The organism is Streptomonospora halophila (genome assembly GCF_039542725.1).
In the GTDB taxonomy this organism is placed as follows: domain Bacteria; phylum Actinomycetota; class Actinomycetes; order Streptosporangiales; family Streptosporangiaceae; genus Streptomonospora; species Streptomonospora halophila.
Genome location: NZ_BAABIK010000005.1, coordinates 22,264 through 41,628 on the forward strand (window position 1 = coordinate 22,264; position 19,365 = coordinate 41,628).

The 19,365-nt window shown below is 74.4% G+C and carries 13 protein-coding genes; 10 read left to right on the top strand and 3 right to left on the bottom strand.

What is annotated here, in order from left to right:
• Window position 1: 1 nt before the first annotated feature.
• Window positions 2–1,621 carry an ABC transporter permease subunit gene (locus ABEA15_RS05895; RefSeq protein ID WP_345555783.1) on the top strand — a complete coding sequence of 540 codons (1,620 nt, stop codon included), beginning with the start codon at window positions 2–4 and terminating at the stop codon, window positions 1,619–1,621.
• Window positions 1,621–2,526: a sugar ABC transporter permease gene (locus ABEA15_RS05900; protein ID WP_345555784.1), complete on the top strand. Its 906-nt coding sequence runs from the start codon at window positions 1,621–1,623 to the stop codon at window positions 2,524–2,526. The genes ABEA15_RS05895 and ABEA15_RS05900 overlap by 1 nt, the downstream gene beginning before the upstream one ends.
• A gap of 144 nt (window positions 2,527–2,670) precedes the next feature.
• Here ABEA15_RS05900 and lepA read toward each other — a convergent pair whose 3' ends face one another.
• Entirely contained in the window at window positions 2,671–4,512 is a 1,842-nt protein-coding gene (lepA, locus tag ABEA15_RS05905) for a translation elongation factor 4 (RefSeq protein ID WP_344140558.1), read from the bottom strand.
• A gap of 183 nt (window positions 4,513–4,695) precedes the next feature.
• Between lepA and ABEA15_RS05910 the strand changes: the two genes are divergently transcribed.
• From ABEA15_RS05910 to ABEA15_RS05945, 8 genes are all read left to right on the top strand, one after another.
• Window positions 4,696–5,715: a glycoside hydrolase family 18 protein gene (locus ABEA15_RS05910; RefSeq protein ID WP_345555786.1), complete on the top strand. Its 1,020-nt coding sequence runs from the start codon at window positions 4,696–4,698 to the stop codon at window positions 5,713–5,715.
• A 234-nt stretch (window positions 5,716–5,949) separates the two neighbouring features.
• A complete protein-coding gene (gene rpsT / locus ABEA15_RS05915) occupies window positions 5,950–6,222 on the top strand; it encodes a 30S ribosomal protein S20 (protein ID WP_344140562.1) in 273 nt (90 codons plus the stop codon).
• 194 nt (window positions 6,223–6,416) lie between these two features.
• The gene (locus ABEA15_RS05920; protein ID WP_345555787.1) at window positions 6,417–7,436 is read left to right on the top strand and encodes a phosphotransferase; all 1,020 of its coding nucleotides are present in this window, start codon (window positions 6,417–6,419) and stop codon (window positions 7,434–7,436) included.
• A gap of 1,241 nt (window positions 7,437–8,677) precedes the next feature.
• A complete protein-coding gene (locus ABEA15_RS05925) occupies window positions 8,678–10,042 on the top strand; it encodes a ComEA family DNA-binding protein (protein ID WP_345555788.1) in 1,365 nt (454 codons plus the stop codon).
• 142 nt (window positions 10,043–10,184) lie between these two features.
• Complete coding sequence (locus ABEA15_RS05930) at window positions 10,185–13,022, top strand: ComEC/Rec2 family competence protein (RefSeq protein WP_345555789.1); 2,838 nt, start codon at window positions 10,185–10,187, stop codon at window positions 13,020–13,022.
• A gap of 34 nt (window positions 13,023–13,056) precedes the next feature.
• Window positions 13,057–13,953, top strand: a complete 897-nt coding sequence (locus ABEA15_RS05935; protein ID WP_345555790.1) for an LLM class flavin-dependent oxidoreductase — start codon at window positions 13,057–13,059, stop codon at window positions 13,951–13,953.
• A gap of 60 nt (window positions 13,954–14,013) precedes the next feature.
• A complete protein-coding gene (holA, locus tag ABEA15_RS05940; protein WP_345555791.1) occupies window positions 14,014–14,982 on the top strand; it encodes a DNA polymerase III subunit delta in 969 nt (322 codons plus the stop codon).
• 57 nt (window positions 14,983–15,039) lie between these two features.
• On the top strand, window positions 15,040–15,849 hold the full coding sequence (locus ABEA15_RS05945; RefSeq protein WP_345555792.1) for a GNAT family N-acetyltransferase: 810 nt from the start codon (window positions 15,040–15,042) through the stop codon (window positions 15,847–15,849).
• A 259-nt stretch (window positions 15,850–16,108) separates the two neighbouring features.
• Here the strand turns inward: ABEA15_RS05945 and hutI are convergent, their stop codons facing one another.
• Together hutI and hflX are read right to left on the bottom strand one after the other, a co-directional pair.
• Complete coding sequence (gene hutI, locus ABEA15_RS05950) at window positions 16,109–17,317, bottom strand: imidazolonepropionase (RefSeq protein ID WP_344140575.1); 1,209 nt, start codon at window positions 17,315–17,317, stop codon at window positions 16,109–16,111.
• A gap of 296 nt (window positions 17,318–17,613) precedes the next feature.
• The gene (gene hflX, locus ABEA15_RS05955) at window positions 17,614–19,104 is read right to left on the bottom strand and encodes a GTPase HflX (RefSeq protein ID WP_345555793.1); all 1,491 of its coding nucleotides are present in this window, start codon (window positions 19,102–19,104) and stop codon (window positions 17,614–17,616) included.
• Window positions 19,105–19,365 lie beyond the last annotated feature (261 nt).

A 19,365-nucleotide genomic window follows, 5' to 3' on the forward strand; every position in this document is an offset into this window, starting at 1 on the left:
CGTGGCACAGGACCGCTCCAGCGCCGGGGGCGCCCCCGGCGGGGCGCCCGCCCGGCCACCTCTGCCCGGCGGCTCGCTGGCCCCGCGCGGGTCGGCCGCCGGGCAGGCGGCCAAGACCGGAATGCTCGCCCTGGCCGCCGCCATCGCCCTGTGGGCGGTGTTCCCGCTCTACGCCGCCGGGCAGTGGGTGGGCGTCGGCGTGGTCGTGGCCGCCACGGCGCTCATCTTTTACGTCTACCTCTCCAAGCGCGCCGTACCCGCCAAGTACCTGCTCCCGGGCACGCTGTTCCTCGTCGCCTTCCAGATCGTCCCGGTCCTCTACACCCTCAGCACCTCGGTGACCAACTACAGCGACGGGCACCGCGGCACCAAGGAGCAGGCGATCGACCAGATCGAGGCCTCCTCGGTCGAGCGGACCGCCGACGCCACCGCCTACACGCTGACGGTGGCCGCCCGCGGGTCCTCGCCCGAAGGTGAACTGGTGTTCCTGCTGACCGCGCCCGACGGCGCGGCCTACGCCGGCGACGAGGACGGGCTGCGGCCGCTCACCGGGGCCGAGGTCGGCCCCTCCGGCAAGATCACCGACGCGCCCGGCTACACCGTCGTCCCGCCGAGCGAGGCCAACTCCCGCAGCGAGGAGATCACCGGGTTCGCCGTTCCCACGGGCGCGGGCACCGGCATCCGCTCCAGCGGGTTCTCCAGCGCCTACGAAGGCCGGTCCAGCCTGACCTACGACTCCGGCTGCGACTGCATCACCGACTCCCGGAACGGGCGGGTCTACACCGCCGACGACGAGCGGGGCGCGTTCGTCTCCGACAACGGGGAGCGGCTGCCGCAGGGGTGGCGGGTCGGCGTCGGGCTGGACAACTTCCTGCGCTTCGTGGGCGACCCCGAGACCCGATCGTCGTTTGTGGGCATCCTGACCTGGAACGTCGCCTTCGCCGCCGGAACCACGGCGATGGTGTTCGCGCTGGGGCTGGGCGTTGCGCTGACCCTGCACACCCGGCACCGGCTGCGCGGACGCACCGCCTACCGGCTGCTGGTGGTGCTGCCCTACGCCATGCCCTCCTTTGCGATGTTCCTGCTGTGGCGGTCGATGTTCAACGCCGACTTCGGCCTGCTGAACCGGATGCTGCCGGGGCCGGACGTCGACTGGTTCGGCCAGCCGTGGACGGCCCGCGCCGCGGTGCTGATCGTCAACATCTGGCTGGGCTTCCCCTACATGTTCCTGGTGGCCACCGGCGCCCTGCAGTCGATCCCGCGCGAGCTCGTGCAGGCGGCGCGCATCGACGGCGCAGGCGCCTGGCAGGCCCTCCGCCAGGTCACCTTCCCCCTGCTGATGGTGGCCATGGCGCCGATCCTGGTGGCCACGTTCGCGTTCAACTTCAACAACTTCAACGCGGTGTGGCTGACGACCGAGGGCGGTCCCTTCCCGACGGACAACCCGCTGGCCGGAGCGACCGACTTGCTGATCACCTACACCTACCGGCTGGCCTTCGGGGTCAGCGGCGCCCAGTACGGCTACGCGGCCGCGCTGTCGGTGTTCATCTTCCTCATCGTCACGGTGATGTCGGTGGTCAGCCTGCGCAGAAGCGCGTCACTGGAGGAGGTGCACCGCTGATGGCACGATCCGAGGCATCCGCGCGGCTGCCGGCACAGCGCCGCGGGAGGCGCGGCCGCGCCGCGCTGTGGGCGCGCCGCACCGGCTGGCGCCACCTGGTGATGCTGGTGTTCCTGGTGTTCGCGCTGTTTCCGATCGTGTTCGTGGTGTCGGCCGCGCTGAACCCGCTGGGCACGCTCAGCAGCTCCACGCTGGTGCCCCGGGCGGCCGGGCTGCAGAACTTCACGCAGCTGCTCGCCGACACCGCCTACGGTCGGTGGTACCTGAACTCGCTGCTGATCGCGCTGGCCAACGCCGCGGCGACGGTGCTCCTCTCGGCGCTGGCGGCCTACGTCTTCAGCCGGTTCCGTTTCGCCGGGCGCAGGCTGGGACTCTACGGGCTGCTGGTGATCCAGATGTTCCCGCAGTTCCTGGCGATCGTCGCGATCTATCTGATGTTCAGCACGGTCGGCGAGTACTGGCCGTCGGTGGGGTTCAACACCCCCTGGGGGCTGATGCTGGTCTACCTCGGCGGCGCGCTGAGCATCAACACCTGGCTGATGAAGGGCTTTTTCGACACCATCCCGCCGGCGCTGGACGAGTCGGCCCAGGTCGACGGCGCGACCCACGCCCAGTCGTTCTTCCGCATCATGCTGCCGCTGGTCACACCGGTGCTGGCGGTGGTGGGACTGCTCGTGTTCATCGCGACCGTCAACGAGTTCCTGATCGCGAGCGTGTTCCTGCGCGACCCGGAGGCCAAGACGGTGGCGGTAGGGCTGTACGGCATGGTCGCCGACCAGCGCGACTCCAACTTCGGCATGTTCTCGGCGGGCACGCTGCTGCTCGCGCTCCCGGTGCTGTCGGTGTTCTGGTTCCTGCAGCGCTACATCGCCGATGGCCTGACCAGCGGCGCGGTCAAGGGCTGAGCACCGGGCGCCGGCGGTGTGCTACGCAGGCGGCCGCGCCCGGCAGCCGGGGAACCGGCGCCGACCGGGGCCGTCCTGGTGGCGCCGGTGGCCGGCCGGAGCCGCCCGGGCGGCGTGCGGGGCCGGGCCGGGCCCCGCACCCCCTCAGCGCTTCTTGGTGTCCTTGTCGGCGGCTTCCTCGGTGGACAGCGCGGAAATGAACGCCTCCTGGGGGACCTCCACGCGGCCCACCACCTTCATCTTGCGCTTGCCCTCCTTCTGCTTCTCCAGCAGTTTGCGCTTGCGGCTGATGTCGCCGCCGTAGCACTTGGAGAGCACGTCCTTGCGGATGGCGCGGATGTTCTCGCGCGCGATCACCCGGGAACCGATCGTCGCCTGCACCGGGACCTCGAACTGCTGGCGCGGGATGAGCTCGCGCAGCTTCTTGGTCATGTCCACGCCGTAGGCGTAGGACTTCTCGCGGTGCACGATCGCCGAGAACGCGTCGACCATCTCGCCCTGCAACAGGATGTCCACCTTGACCAGGTCGGAGGCCTGCTCGCCGGAGGGCTCGTAGTCCAGGGAGGCGAACCCCTTGGTGCGCGACTTGAGCTGGTCGAAGAAGTCGAACACGATCTCGGCCAGCGGCAGCGTGTAGCGCATCTCGACGCGGTCCTCGGACAGGTAGTCCATGCCCTGCAGGGCCCCGCGGCGCGCCTGGCACAGCTCCATGATCGGACCCACGAAGTCGGCGGGCGCCAGCAGGGTGGCGCGCACGATGGGCTCGTGGACCTCCTCGGTCTTGCCTTCGGGGAACTCGCTCGGGTTGGTCACCGTGTGCTCGGTGCCGTCCTCCATGACCACGCGGTAGACGACGTTGGGCGCGGTGGAGATCAGGTCCAGGTCGAACTCCCGCTCCAGGCGGGCGCGGGTGATCTCCAGATGCAGCAGGCCCAGGAAGCCGCAGCGGAATCCGAAGCCCAGCGCCGCCGAGGTCTCGGGCTCGAAGGCCAGCGCCGCGTCGTTGAGCTGGAGCTTCTCCAGCGCGTCGCGCAGCACCGGGTAGTCGCTGCCGTCGATGGGGTACAGCCCGGAGAACACCATGGGCTTGGGGTCCCGGTAGCCCGGCAGCATCTCCGTGGCGCCGTGCGACGCCGAGGTCACGGTGTCGCCGACGCGCGACTGGCGCACGTCCTTCACACCGGTGATGAGGTAGCCGACCTCGCCCACGCCCAGGCCCTCGACCTTGGTCGGCTCGGGCGAGATGACGCCCACCTCCAGCATCTCGTGGGTGGCGCCGGTCGCCATCATCTTGATGCGCTGGCGGGTGCCCAGGTGGCCGTCGACCACCCGGACGTAGGTGACCACGCCGCGGTAGGTGTCGTAGACCGAGTCGAAGATCATCGCGCGGGCGGGCGCGTCGGCGTCGCCCACCGGCGGCGGGACCTGGCGCACGATCTCGTTGATCAGCTCCTCCACGCCCATGCCGGTCTTGGCGCTGACCCGGAGCACGTCGGAGGGCTCGCAGCCGATGATCCCGGCCAGCTCGGCGGCGTACTTGTCGGGCATCGCCGCCGGGAGGTCGATCTTGTTGAGCACCGGGATGATCGTGAGGTCGTGCTCCAGCGCCAGGTAGAGGTTGGCGAGCGTCTGCGCCTCGATCCCCTGGGCGGCGTCGACCAGCAGGATCGCGCCCTCGCAGGCGGCCAGGGAGCGCGACACCTCGTAGGTGAAGTCGACGTGGCCGGGGGTGTCGATGAGGTTCAGGACGTAGGTGGTGTCGTCCAGGGCGGTGAACGGCAGGCGCACCGCCTGCGACTTGATGGTGATGCCGCGCTCGCGCTCGATGTCCATGCGGTCGAGGTACTGCGCGCGCATCTGGCGGTCCTCGACGATGCCGGTCAGCTGAAGCATGCGGTCGGCCAGCGTCGACTTGCCATGGTCGATGTGCGCGATGATGCAGAAGTTGCGGATCAGCGCGGGATCGGTCCGGTTCGGCTGAGGCACCGTGCTCCGTTCGGATAGCTCGCAGGTTGGCCAGGATGGCGGGGCGCCGAGCCGCAGCGGGGCGGCGAAGCTGCGCGGTGTGCCGCCCATGATCCCATGCGCCCGGGGCCGCGCCGCGGGGCGCGTCCGGGCGAGAATGGCTCGAGCGGCGTACATCAGGTTATGCGAGATCGGAGGACGGTCGTGAAGTGGTTCCTGCAGCGCGTGCTCGCGGCGATCGCCGCAGTCGTGGTCGTGGCTTTGGGAGCGGCGCTGCTGGTGCGCGTGCAGTACACCGGAGAGCCCGCCTCCTGGGCCGTCTCCGACGGCTCGAACGCGCTGTGGATGGGCCACGCATGGGTGGACGGCCGCTACGGGCACACGGAGCTGTCCCGGCTGAAGCCGCGCATCGAGAAGGGCGGGATCAGCGACGTGTACGTGCACGTGGGACCGCTGGAGACCGACGGGCGGCTGGACCCGGCCAAGCACCCCGAGCTGGAGGGGTTCCTGCGCATGTTCCGCGAGGAGCTGCCGGACGTGCGCGTCTCGGCGTGGGTGGGCCAGCGCGTCGAGGAGGGCGGCCTGGCCCTCGGCGACGAGGCGGTCCGCAAGCGCGTGGTCGAGGCGAGCGCCGGCATGGTCGGTGCCGGGTTCGACGGCGTCCACTACAACTTCGAGCCGGTGCCCAACAACGATCCCGGCCTCCTGGAGCTGCTGGAGTCGACCCGCGACCGGCTGCCCGAGGACGCGCTGCTGTCCAGCGCGGTGCCGACGGTGGAGCCGCTGGGCGGGCTGGCTTTCACCCTCGGCCTGCTGGCGCCCGCGGACCCGTTCTGGTCCAGCGGGTACCTGGGGCGGGTGGCCGAGCACCTTGACCAGGTGGCCGTGATGTCCTACGACACCGGGATGCCCACCGAAGGGCTCTACGGCGGGTTCGTCGTGCGCCAGACGCAGGTGGCCCTGGACGCGGTCCCCGAGGACGTGCGGCTGCTGATGGGGGTGCCCGCCTACCCCGACGACCACGCCGCGCGGAACCCGGAGGCCGAGACCACGGCGGCGGCGGTGCGCGGCATCCGCCTCGGGCTGTCGGACGGCGGCGAGCGGCGCGAGCGCTTCGGCACCGCCCTCTACGCCGACTTCTCGGCGACCGGCGGGCAGTGGCGGGCCTACCTGGACGGATGGGCGCGCCCGGGCGGCGGGCAGGGGGAGCGGCAGGGCGGCTGAGCGGAGGCGGGCGCGACCGGCGCCACGGCGGTACCGGGCGCGCTCGGCGCGGGCACTCCCCTGCGCAAGGCATAATGGTAGTCCCGTGTCTCGGACGTTCCACGTTCAGTATGAGCCCTTGGGACTCACACACCTGGCGTCGGCGCGCGACCGGCCTCCCCGCGGAACGGCTGCCCGCGGACGGGGCACGCGCGCCCGAGCCGCAGATCAGAAGCAACTGGAGCACGTTTTCGCATGGCGAACATCAAGTCGCAGAAGAAGCGCATCCGGCAGAACGAGCAGCGCCGGCAGCGCAACCAGTCGGTGCGCTCCTCGCTGAAGACGGCCATCCGCAAGTTCCGGGTCGCCGCCGAGGGCGGGAACGTCGAGCAGGCCGTCGTCCTGCAGCGCTCGGCTGCGCGCCAGCTCGACAAGGCCGCGAGCAAGGGCGTCATCCACAAGAACCAGGCGGCGAACCGCAAGAGCGCCATCGCCCGGCGTCTGGACAAGCTGCAGAACGCGAGCTGAGGCCGACCGGGCGTTCCCGGTCGAGCGTCGGCGCGATCGCGTCGGGGCCGTCTTCCGCACAGCGGGAGGCGGCCCTTTGCCGTGCCCGGCCGCCGGACGCGCGCGGGACCGGCGGCCGGCGGCTCCTCGCTGCGCGGCGGGAGACAGAGGCAAGGCGTGCGGGCCCGCGGAGCGCGGACACTAGCGTAGGGGCCGTGGACTTCACCGACCTCCGGCTGAGCCTGTGGGACGACCCCGATCGGCGTGAAAGCGTGTGCTCCTGGGTGGCGGAACGCCTCGCCGAGCGCGGCGAGCGGCTGCTTCCCGACCCGCCGCGGGTGAGAGTGCGGCCGTGGTCGACGACGGCCCGCTTCTCCTCCTCCTCGGGGCCGGTCTGGTTCAAGGCCGACGCGCCGGGGGGCGAGTTCGAGGCGGCGCTGCACGGAGCCCTGTACACATGGGTGCCGGTCAGGGTCCTCACCCCGCTGGGGATCGACGTCGAACGCGGCTGGTCCCTGCTGCCCGACGCGGGCAGCGCGCTGCGCGAGCAGATGGCCTCCGTCGACGACTTCGGCGTGTGGGAGGCCGCACTGGGCGCCTACAGCGAGATGCAGCGGCTCCTCGCCGCGCGCGCTCGCGACATGCTTGCTCTGGGCGTCCCCGACCTGCGGCCGACGGCCCTGGGCCGGCTGCTGGACGGCCTCCTCGCCGACCCCGGCGTCACCGAGGCGCTCGGCGACGGCGCCGACCTGCTGATCCGTCACCGGTCGGCGTTCGACGCCGAGTGCAAGGCGCTCGACGACACCGGGCTGCCGCCGTCGCTGGACCACGCCGACCTCCACGTGGGCAACGTCTTCGTGCTCGACGGCGGCTACCGCTTCGCCGACTGGGGCGACGCCGCGGTCGCCCACCCGTTCTTCAGCCTGCTCGTGCCGCTGCGCATCGCCGTCCGCGAGCTCGGCGCCGACTCCCGCACCGAGCAGCGCCTGCGTGACGCCTACCTGGAACCGTGGACGCAGACCCTCCCGGCCACGGCCCTGCGTGCCGCGGTCCCCCGAGCGACCCGTCTCGCAGCGATGAGCCGCTCGCTGGCCTGGAGCCGCATGTTCCCCGAGCTGAAGCCCGCGGTCGCCGCGGACCGGCACCAGGAGATCGCGCGGCTGCTGCGGAACCTGGCCACCGAGATCACAGCGGCCGAACCCGGCCCACCGGACGCCGGCGACGGCGTGCGCTGAGTCGATTTTCCACCGCTGCCGGTAGGGGCGGTGGCCAGCAAAGACGGTGACCCGCAAGGACGGTGCCCCGGTCCCGGTGTCGCCGGACGGCTCTCGGCGGCCTCCTCGCCCAGTCCGGTGAAGCACGCGGTTTTCCACAGCCGCGAAATCCGGGAGGACGGGCGGGGGCGAAGACGCTTAGCTTCGTGCCCATGTCGCCTGCACTGCCCGCCCGCCGCGCCCGCTCCCGCAGCACTCCCCCTTCCGACCCTGACGCGATCGCCGCGCTCCGCCGCCTCCAAGCGCTGTCCGACCGCCCGCCGCACCGGCACCGCGCCGCCGACCCGGCCGGTTCGGGTGCGACCGACGCCCACCGGGCTCCGCCCGCACCCGGGCGGGTCCCGGATGCCGCCCTCCCGCCGCCTCCGCCCTCTGCCGCAGCTCACGGTGGCGGCCCCGAGCCGACGGCCGGGCGCCGATCGGCGCCCGGCCCGAAGGACCGTGCCGCTCGGCAGGCCGCCGCCCGGCGGCTACCACGGCTGCGTCGTCCCCGGCGCTCCGCCACCGACGATGCGCCGCGCACCGGACCCGGACGACGCAGGCGCGGCCGGCTCGGCTTCGGCGGCGGCACCGCCACAGGTGCCACGGACCCGCCCGCCCCACCGCCCGGGATCGCCGCGCCGGCACTGCCGCCGGTCCCCCCGCGCGTACCACGCACCGCGACAGCGCCCCCGACCGCAGATCGCACCGGTACCGACCGGCCCACCCCGCCCTCGCAGCAGCTCCCCGCCCTCCCGCACCGCACCGACGACCCGCCCCCGCCTCCCTACGCCGTCCACCCGGCCGGCGGTGGACCCGCGCCTCCCGCCCCGGAGAGCCCAGGACGCGCGGCGGACCTGCGCAGTGCCGACCCGCCGCCTCCGCCCCACGCGGCTCCTCCGGGTGCACGCGGGGCCACGCGGCCCTCAGCCGGTCACCCGGGGCCCGCTCCGGGTGCACGCGGGGCCACGCGGCCCCCAGCCGGTCACCCGGGGCCCGCTCCGTCCGGGCCACGGCCGCCGGGCGGCGACGCAAGCGGTTCCGGGCGCCCGCCCGACCGCCCGCGCGCCGGGGGAAAGGCTGCTCGCCCCGCCGCCGCGGTCGAAGCCGACGACCGCTCGGGGGCCGGCGGGCCGGAAGAGCGCGATACGCATGCCGGGCGGCACCGCCGCGCCCCCGCGGCGACGAGCCCGGCGGCGGACCACGGCGCCTCGGAGCACGCCGTGAGTGGGCGGCCGCAGCGCACGCAGCGCGGCAGGCACGCGCGGCAGGAGGCGCGGAACAGCACCCGCCCGCCGGGCTCCGGCACCGACGGCGCGCCCGCCACACCCGGTCCCCCTCCGCCGGCCCCGGAGCCGGAACGCGGGACCACCGAGCTCACGGGGATCACCGCGGCCACCGGGGTCACCGGGGTCACCGACGCACAGCAGCACGCCCACACCGCTCAACCCGCTCCGGAGCCCGGGCACAGTAACGACACCACCCCCGCCACCAACGCCCAGCACCACACCCACCCCGACCACGACCACGACCACGACCACCACACCGAACCGCCCCCGCCGGCACCGGGGCAGCGGGACAGCACCACCGTCGCCACCCATGCCCAGCACCACACCCACCCGGACCATGGTCGCCACACCGAACCGCCCCGACCCGAACCCGCCCCGCACGACCACCACACCGAACCGCCCCCGCCGGAGCCCGGGCACAGCGACGACATCACCCCCTCCACCGACGCACAGCACCACAGCCACCATGGCGACCGTCGCCGCACGTCTCCGCTCGATGACCGCGACGCCGAAGTCTCGACCGCGCAGGCCGAGTGCCGCGTGCCGCGTCCCTCCGCGCCGCCGCGGGGCTACGAGGAGGTCGGGCCGGAGCTCGTCCGGTGGCGGCGCTGGTCCGCGCTCGTCGAACGCCTGGCACCCGGGCTGGCCGACCAGCCGCGGCTGAGCCGCGCCGGCCTGCGCGCTCTGCTCGGCGTATGCGTCGTCGCCGCCGCGGCGACCGGCTGGTTCCTGCTGCAGGCCCGTCCCGAGCCCGAGCCGCCGCCCACTCTGCAGGCCGGGGCGTCCCCGTTTCCCGGCGACGGCGGAGCGGCGCCCGCGCCGCCCGATCCGGCGGCGTCCCCGACCCCGGCCGCCGACGTCACGGTGCACGTCGGCGGCGACGTCCGCTCCCCCGGAGTCATCACCCTCCCGGCGGGCTCGCGGGTCGCCGACGCGGTCGAAGAGGCCGGAGGGACGACCCCCGACGCCGACACGGAGACCCTCAACCTGGCGCGGCCCCTGCTCGACGGCGAGCAGATCCTCGTCGGAGCGCCCCCGGCTCCCCCGCCTGCCCGCGCCGCGGGCGGGGCCTCCGGCGGCACGGCCCCGTCCGCGCCGATCGACCTGAACACCGCTACCGTCGACCAGCTCCAGGAGCTGCCGGGTGTGGGCCCCGTGCTCGCCGAGCGCATCATCGCCTTCCGCACCGAGAACGGCGGCTTCGCCTCGGTCGAGCAGCTGCACGACGTCAGCGGCATCGGGGAGCAGCGCTTCGCCGACCTCGCCGACCGCGTGCGCGTCGCCGGAGCCGCCGGGTGACCGGCGCCGCGGGCGCCGCGGCGCGGCCCGCGGACGGAGCGCCGCCGCGCGCCCGGCAGCGGCGCCCCGCGGCTGCCGTTCGCCATCGCCGGCGGACGCCGCCCCGACACCCGCCCACCGCCGCCCCGCCCGGCAGGCGGCCGTGACCTACCTGGGAACGGACGCGCCCGACTACGCGCGCGCCCCGGACCTCCGGCTGGTGCCGCCGGCGGTGGGCACGTGGGCCTGCACCGCCGCGCTGCTCGGCGGCTCCTCCGGCGCCGCCTTCCTGGTCGCGGGCGCGCTCGCGCTATGCGCGGGCGGGCTGTGGGTGGGCGCGCGCGGGCGTGCGGGCGCGGCGCGCGTACTGGTCGTGGCGGTGCTGGCGTGCTCGGCCGCGGGAGCGCTGGCGACCGGCGGACGGCTCGCGGCGGTCGAGGCCTCTCCGCTGCCCGAGCTGGCCGATGAGCGCGCGTGGGCGGAGATCGAACTGGTCGTCACCGCCGACCCCCGCCAGCGCAGCGGGCCGCCGGCACCCGGCCGCTCGCAGCTCGTCGTCGAAGCCCGTGCGGAGTCCGTCCGCACGCGCGAGCCCGTCATGGGCGCGCCGCCGGGCGGCACGCAGGTGCGCACGCGCGTGCCCGTCGTCGTGCTCGCCTCCGGCGAGGCCTGGCGCCGCCTGCTGCCGAGCCAGCGCGTCCGGGCCTCGGGCACGGTGTTCCCGGCCGGAGGCGGTCCCACGGGCGGACTGCTCATCGTGCGGGGACCGCCCGACCGCGTCCACCCGCCCTCGGCCCGGCAGGAGTGGGCAGGAGAGGCCCGCGCACGGCTGCGCGAGGCGTCTGCGGGCCTCCCCGATCCGGCGGCCGGACTGCTGCCGGCGCTCGTCGTCGGCGACACCGCGGGCCTGAAGCCGCAGACGGTCGCCGAGTTCGAGGACAGCGGCCTGACCCACCTGCTCGCGGTCAGCGGCTCCAACCTCGCGATCATGACCGGTGTGGCGCTCGCCGCCTGCCGGGGCCTCGGCCGCCCGGGCTGGACCGCGGCCTTCGTCGGCGCGGTCACCATCGCGGTGTTCGTCCTGCTGGCGCGGGCCGAGCCGAGTGTGCTGCGCGCCGCCTTCATGGCCGCCATCGCGCTGGCGGCTCTTGCGCTGGGGCGCCGGCGCGTGGGCCTCACGGCGCTGGCGGCGTCGGTGCTGGGACTGCTGCTGTTCGACCCCGGGCTTTCCCGCTCCTTCGGGTTCGCGCTGTCGGTGCTGGCCACCGGCGGGATCATGGTGCTCGCGCCGGCGTGGCGCGACCGCTGGTCGGCGCGCATGCCGCGCTGGGCCGCCGAAGCCGTCGCCGTCGCGTTGGCGGCGCACGTGGCGTGCCTGCCGCTGCTCGTGGTGCTCTCGGCCGAGGTGAGCTGGGTGGCCGTGCCCGCCAACGTGCTCGCGGCCCCCGCGGTTCCGGTCGCGACGGTCGGCGGGTTCGCCGTCGCGGGCCTGGCGCTGGTGTGGCCGACGGCGGCCGGCGTCGCGGCGTGGCTGCCCGGTGCCGCCGTGCTGTGGATCGGCGCCGTTGCCGCCACCGCGGCCCGGTTGCCCGGGCGTGCCGTGCCGTGGCCCGCGACGGCGGCGGGCGCCGTGGCCCTGGCGGTCCTGCTCGTGGTGCTGCTTGCGCTGCGCGGTCGGGTCCGCCTCGCAGTGTGCGCGGTGGGCATGGCCGCGGCGCTGACGGCGCTGTCTGTGCACTGGCTGGCTCCCGCCTGGCCCCCGGCCGGCTGGGCGGTGGTGGCCTGCCGCGTCGGGCAGGGCGACGCGCTGGTCCTGCGTACCGATGGCGGGCGGGCGGTGGTCGTCGACACCGGTCCCGACCCGGTGGCGGTCTCGCGGTGCCTGACCGGCCTGCGCATCCGCCGGATCGGCCTGCTGGTGATCACCCACGGCGACGTCGACCACGCCGGGGGTACGGCGGGAGCGCTGTCGGGCCGGGACACGCGGCTCGCACTGCTGCCGCCCGGCTTCGACCACCCGCCGTCCGTGCGCCTGCTGCGGCGCGCGGAGGTCCCGATGCGCACCGCCTCCGCGGGACAGCGGTGGCGCCTCGCGCCGTGGACGCTCAGCGTGGTCTGGCCTCCGCCCGGGTCCCGAGGGGGCAACGACGGCAGCATCGTGCTGCTGGCGGACCTGCCGCCCGCGAGCGGTGAACTGCGGGTCCTGCTGACCGGCGACATCGAGGAGCCCGCACAGCGCACACTGCTGCGCAGCACGCACGCCGTCCGCGGCGTGGAAGTGCTCAAGGTCCCTCACCACGGCGCCGGCACCCAGGACCCCGGCTTCCTCGCCGCCACCCGCCCCGACATCGCGCTTACCTCGGTGGGCGCCGACAACTCCTACGGCCATCCCGAACCCTCCACCTGGTCGCTGCTCCAGTCGGTCGCCGCCGCCAACTACCGCACCGACGTGCACGGCGACATCGCCGTCGTCCCCGGCCCCGAGGGACCTGAGGTCGTCTGCCACGAGCCCGGTCCCCGCCGCAAGCCACGCCGCGGCAAAGGCCCCGCCCACGGGCGGCGGCCGACTCAACGCTCACCCGGCCGGGCCCCGGTGACCTTGCCCGCCCGGCGGGTGCGGCGGCGGGGACGGCGGGTGGTCGGGCCTGCGCCCGTCGGCCCGAGCGCTCGCCGGTATCCGTGCGGCGGGGGCGGCCGCCCGGCGGCTCCATGCCGCTCGCCGACCGGCGAACGGCCGCCATCAGCGCGCCGGACGCGTGTCGGCCCCGGCGGCACTCCGCGGCAGCGCACGCGCCCGGCACGGCTACGGCTACGGCTACGGCTACGGCTACGGCTACGGCTACGGCAAAGGAGCCTCCGGACACACCGCCCCGCCACATCCGCGCCCGCACACCCGGCGCCATCGCACGGCGATCACGCCGCCCGGGACTCTCGCCGGTTCCGCTCGGCGGTGGGAAGCGCGGCGTTGACCTCAAGGGAAGTTGAGGTTCTAGCGTGGTGACCCGACAGCGCCCTCTTCCACCGAGGAGTCGACGATGGGAATCCGGATGCGGATCAGCACCTCCCTGCCCGCCGATGACGCCGGGGTCCCGGACCTCGCCATGGCGCAGCACCTCGAAGACCTCGGCTTCGACGGCGTCTCGGTGCCCGACCTGCTGTTCGGCGACGGGACACCGGGCGTGGAGCCGCTGGCGGTCCTCGCCGCCGCGGCGGGGCGCACGAGCCGGATCGGCCTGGAGACCGGCGTCCTGAGCCTGCCGCTGCGCCCGGTGGCCCTCGTCGCGGCGCAGGTCCAGGCGCTTCAGCACCTCTCGGGCGGCCGCGTCGTGCTGGGCGCCGGCCTCGGCGGCTTCCCCGGGTCGCCGTTCTGGCGGGCCGCGGGCGCCCCGCTCAGCGAGCGCGGTCGCCGCGCCGACGACGTCCTGGCGGTCCTGCCGCGGCTCGTGCGGGGCGAACCCACCGACGTGGACGGCGAGCCCGTGACCCTCGCCCCCGCCGCCGCGGCCCCGCCCATCCTCGTCGGCGGCAACTCCGAGGCCGCCATGCGCCGCGCCGTGCTCTACGGCGACGGCTGGGCGCCCTCGCTCATCGCACCCGCCGACCTGGCCGCGAAGGCCGATCGCCTGCGGGAGATCGCCGCGGAGCTCGGGCGGCCGGTTCCCGAGATCAGCGTCGGCGGCCACGGTGTTCTCAACGGCTCCGCGGCGGCCGTGCGGGCGTTCGTCGACAACCTGGTCGGACTGCACGGTGTCAGCGAGGAGGAGGCGGCGCGGCTGCCCGTGACCGGCGGGCCGGACCGGGTCGCCGAACGCCTCGCGGCCTACGCCGACGCGGGCGCGCGGGCCGTCACCCTCAGCCTCGACGGCGGTTCCTGGCCCGCGCAGGCGGAGACCCTGGCCGAGGCCGCCTCGCGGCTGCGGACGGGCCGCTGATCCCGTCGCCCCTTCCGTACGGCTGGTGAAACCGTCCCGGCGGCATGGCATGCTGCAGCTATGGCCACCACGTCCGCTCCCCCGCTGTCCGTCGTCGTCGGCGACGAGGAGCTGCTCGCCGACCGCGCCGTCGCGGAGATCGTCGCCGCGGCACGCACCGAGGACCCCGGCGTCGACGTGCACGACCTGATGCCCGCACAGCTCACCGCCGGCAAGCTGGCCGAGGCCACCTCGCCGTCCCTGTTCGGCGAAGGGCGCGTGGTGGTGCTGCGCTCGGCTCAGGATCTGAACAAGGACCTGGCCGCCGAGGTCACCGGGCTGCTGAAGAACCCGGCCGACGACGTCGCGCTGGTTCTCGTCCACGCCGGCGGTGCGAAGGGAAAGGCCCTGCTGGACGCCGCGCTGAAGGCCGGCGCCCGCAGGTTCGACTGCGCCAAGCCGACCAAGGCGAGCGAGCGCCTCCAGTTCGTGAAGGGCGAGTTCTCCCGCGCGGGCCGCCAGATCACCGGCGACGCCGCCCAAGGGCTGCTGGACGCGGTCGGCAACGACCTGCGCGAGCTGGCCGCCGCCTGCACCCAACTGGTCTCCGACACCGAAGGCCGCATCGACACCGCGGCCGTGGCCCGCTACCACAGCGGCAAGGCCGAGGCCACCGGCTTCACCGTCGCCGACCGCGCCGTCGAGGGCCGCCTGCCCGAGGCGCTGGAGCAGCTGCGCTGGTGCCTGGCCGTGGGCACCGCGCCGGTGTTGATCAACAGCGCGCTGGCCGGTGCGGTGCGCGGACTGGCGGTGGTCGCCCAGCCGCAGCGCGGCGCCGCCGACGCCGAACTCGCCAAGCGGGCCAAGATCCCGCCGTGGAAGCTGAAGACGCTGCGCCAGCAGGCCCGCGGCTGGTCCCCGCAGGGCGTCGCGCGCGCGATGGCGGTGGTCGCCGAGACCGACGCACTGATCAAGGGCGCCGGCCGCGATCCGGCGTATGCGCTCGAACGGGCCGTCATCCAGATCGCGACGGCCCGCAACCAGCGCTGAGCCCGGTCCCGGCGCCGCCCTCTGAGGGCGCTTGCGCCGGTTGGGTGCGGATCACAGGTGTGCGCGGTTCCGGTTCCTGAGGCGGCGGACCCCCTGGGCTCGGTGCGGGCGCTGCAGGAGCGCGCCGCCCGCGCTCAGCCCGCCGAGCGAATCGAGGTCGTCGGCGACTGGTGGCTGCGCCACGCTCCCGGGCGCGCCTGGTGGCTGGGAGCGGCGCTGCCGCACGGTGACGCCGGGGCGGGCGGATCCGAGGGGGCGGCGGCGCTGGAGCGCGGGATCGACCGGGCGGAGCGCTTCTACGCCGGACACGGCGCACCCGCGCTGTTCCAAATCACTCCCGGGGCGTGCCCCGACGGCCTCGACGGGGCGCTGGCCGGTCGGGGATATCGCCGCCTCGGCTCGCTGTCGCTGCAGACGGCGCCGGCGTCCGCGGTGCGGTCGCCTGCCGCGCCGCCGGGACCCGTGCGCGTCGCAGTGGAGGACCAGCCCACCGGCGCCTGGCTGGACGCCTGGCGGACCGTGCACGGCGGGACAGCGGAGGACGCCGACCGGGAAGCAGCCGTCCTCGCCCGCGTCGGGCACCCCTCCGCCTACGCCCGCGCGCGCGTCGGCACCGCGACCGCGGCGGTGGGACGCGCCGTCGCCGATACCGGCTGGGCGGGCGTCTTCGGGATGGCGACGCTGCCGGCCGCGCGCGGCAACGGCGCCGCCCGCACGGTGCTCGCCGCGCTGGCCGACTGGGCCGCGGCACACGGGGCCGACCGCTTGTACCTGCAGGTGGAACGCTCCAACGACCCGGCTGTGCGGCTGTACCGGCGGGCGGGCTTCACGGAGGTCTGCGGCTACCACTACCGCACGGCCGTGTGACCCGGCGCCGGTCGAAGCGGGGCGGCCGAACGGGGGCGGCCACGGCGCCGTAGCACTCGCTACCGCAGACCCGGCCGCACCGGCCGAGGGCGGCGACACCCTATCGGCGCTACCGTCCCCGACGTGGACGGCGCGCCCGCGTCGAACGCGGGGCGCGACCGACGGCAGGGAGGCGTTTCGCCCGCGGCGCGTGCGCAGCGGATCCGGCGGTGCCGCTTTCGGGCGGGAAGGCGCATCCCCGACTGTCTGCTGTCGCGCGCTAGCGGATCGTCTCGCCGCCCCGCCAGACGCGGATGGTGTTCAGGCCGTAGGACCAGGCGAAGGCGCCTTCGTGGTCGGCGTCCCACTGGACGATGTCGGCGTACTGGCCCGGCGCCAGGAAGCCGCGGTCGGTGAGCCCCAGCGCGTAGGCGCCGCCGACCGTGGCCGCGCGGAGGGCCTCCAGGACGCTCATGTTGAACATGGAGATGGCCATCGAGATCGCCAGCGGCAGCGACATGGTGCCCGACTGGCCGGGGTTGTGGTCGGTGCCCAGGCCGACCGGGACGCCGTGGTCCAGCAGCGAGCGCACCGGCGGGGTGCGGCGCTCGTGCAGCGAGGTGGTGGGGCACACGACGACCGGAGTGGAGGTCTTGGCCAGCGCGAGGACGTCGTCCTCGTCGGTCTCGTGCAGCAGATCGACCGACGAGCACTGCATGTCGGCGCCCATCCGCACCGCGCCGTGCCGGGGTTTGGCGCAGGCGTGCATGTGGGTGGCCAGGCCGACCGCGCGTGCGGAGGAGAGCAGTCGGACCGCGTCGTCGGGGGTGAACTGCTGGTTGTCGCAGTAGACGTCGACACCGTGGGCTCCGGCCTGGGCGGCGTCGCTCAGCCAGGAGGCGACCGCGTCGACGTAGTCGTGCGGGCGGCCGAAGTACTCCGGCGGCACCGCGTGCGCGGCGAAGAACGTCACCTGCAGCCGCGGCATGCCCGGCTCCTCCTCGAGGGAGCGCAGCAGCCGCACGTCGGCGAGCTCGCCGTCGCGGGTGAGGTGGTAGCCGGTCTTGGCCTCGACGGTCGTGCAGCCCGAGAGCACCCAGTGCCGCAGCCGCTCGCGGACCGCGTTGCACAGGGTCCAGGGGTCGGTCCCGCGGGTGACGGTGACGGTGGAGGCCACCCCGCCGCCGGCGCCGCTGATCTCGGACCTGGAGGCGCCGCTGGCGCGCATGGCGACCTCGGCGTAGCGGTTGCCCGCGTAGACCGGGTGGCAGTGGGCGTCGATCAGCCCGGGGGTGACCAGGCCGCCGCCGATGTTGTCGACCTCGTCGACGTCGACGATGTCGTCGATGACTCCGGGCAGGCTCTGCGGGAGATCGGCGGCCGGCCCGACCCAGGCGATGCGGTCGTGGTGCACGAGCATCGCCGCGTTGCTGAGGAGATCGGTGCCTGTCCACAGCCGCCCGATGTTGGTCAGCAATCGTACTGTCATCGTCTCACCGGCCCGCCCCAGTAGTCATGGCCGCCGGATCGCGGATGCGGGCCGGTACACACGAGCGGACATAAGCGACCTCGTTCTCGACTCAACTGGCGGGGGGAGGTGGTGCGCCGGCGAGGCGGGCGACTCACGGGGGCTGGTGCCAGTGGCACAAAACCGTAGTTCATCCTCCGACGCCGTGTACACCTCTCGGCCCCGTGATTCACCCGTCCCCAACACAACGGCGGAACCCCGGGCGGGGTTCCGCCGTATGCGTCAGCTTGAGCGACAGGCTACACCGCCGCGCCCCGTCAGACCGCCGCGTAGCCGTCGAGCTTTCCGGCGAGCAGGCCCGGCACGAACGCGTGCAGCCGGGTGCCCTCGCCGGTGTGCTCCTGGTCGACGATGCGGCCCTCCTCGTAGACACGCGAGACCAGGTCGCCGCGCTCGTAGGGCAGCATGACCCGGACCTCGCGCTCCAGGCTGGGCAGCGCGTCGGCGACGGCCGCGATCAGCTCCTCGACACCGGAACCGGTACGCGCCGAGACGTCGACGGCCCGCGGCTCCTTGGCGCGCAGCTGCTTGAGCACCAGCGGGTCGGCCGCGTCGGTCTTGTTGAAGACGACGACCTCGGGGACGTCGCCCGCGCCGATCTCGGTGAAGACCTCGCGCACCGAGGAGAGCTGCTGCTCGGGGGCGGGGTGCGAGGCGTCGACGACGTGCAGGATCAGGTCGGAGTCGGCGACCTCCTCCAGCGTGGACCGGAACGCCTCGACCAGCTCGTGGGGCAGGTGGCGGACGAACCCGACGGTGTCGCTGAGCGTGAACGCCCGCCCGTCGGGCGTGCGCGCCTGGCGCACCGTGGGATCGAGGGTGGCGAACAGCGCGTCCTCGACCAGCACGCCGGCGTTGGTGAGCCGGTTGAGCAGGCTGGACTTGCCGGCGTTGGTGTATCCGGCGATGGATACGGCCGGCACCTGGCGGACCTGGCGCTTGTCGCGCTTGACGTCGCGGGAGGTCACCATGTGCGCGAGCTGCCGGCGCAGCTTGGCCATGCGGGCGTTGATGCGCCGCCGGTCGGTCTCGATCTTGGTCTCACCGGGCCCGCGCAGACCCACGCCCCCGTTGCCGCCGCCGGCGCGGCCGCCGGCCTGGCGGGACAGCGTGGCGCCCCAGCCGCGCAGCCGGGGCAGCAGGTAGCTGAGCTGTGCGAGCTCGACCTGGGCCTTGCCTTCGCGGCTGCGGGCGTGCTGGGCGAAGATGTCCAGGATGAGCGCGGTGCGGTCGATGACCTTGACCTTGACGATGTCCTCAAGCTGGCGAAGCTGGCCGGGCGCGAGCTCGCCGTCGCAGACCAGGGTGTCGGCGCCGGTGCTCTCGACGATCTCGCGCAGCTCCTCGGCCTTGCCCCGCCCGATGTAGGTGGCGGGGTCGGGCTTGCGGCGGCGCTGGGTGACGCCTTCGAGGACGGCGGCGCCGGCGGTCTCGGCGAGCTGCTTCAGCTCGGTCAGCGAGTTGTCGGCGTCTCGCTGGGTGCCGCTGGTCCACACCCCCATCAGGACGACGCGCTCCAGGCGAAGCGAGCGGTACTCGACCTCGGTGACGTCGGTGAGCTCCGTGGAGAGCCCTTCGACGCGGCGGAGCGCGTGGCGCTCGGCGAGTTCGAGCTCCCCCTGCTCGGGCTGTTCGGCGGCGTGCGCGTCCTCGACGGTGTGCGGCCGGAGTCCGGCCGCGCGGTGCGCGGGCTCCGCGAGGATGTGCTCGGCGGAGTCGAGCGTACCGCGGTCAACGAAAGTATTCATATCCCTCCAGGTGGTTCAACGCCGGGGCAGCGGGTCCTTGTTCCCGCGCTTCGATGGTTGCACGCGCCGCTGACAGGCGGCACCCCTTTTTCCCGCGGCGCAGCGCCGTCTTTCCCGCGGCGCAGCGCCGCCACCCCGCCCGACACGCAGAGTGGCAACGGGTGGCGGAAAGGAGAAGACTGCGAAGGGGGCGCCCCCGGTAGCGGGTCCCCTCGGCGGGCGGCACGGCGAGCCGGGCGACCCGCGTCTCCTGCGGGATAA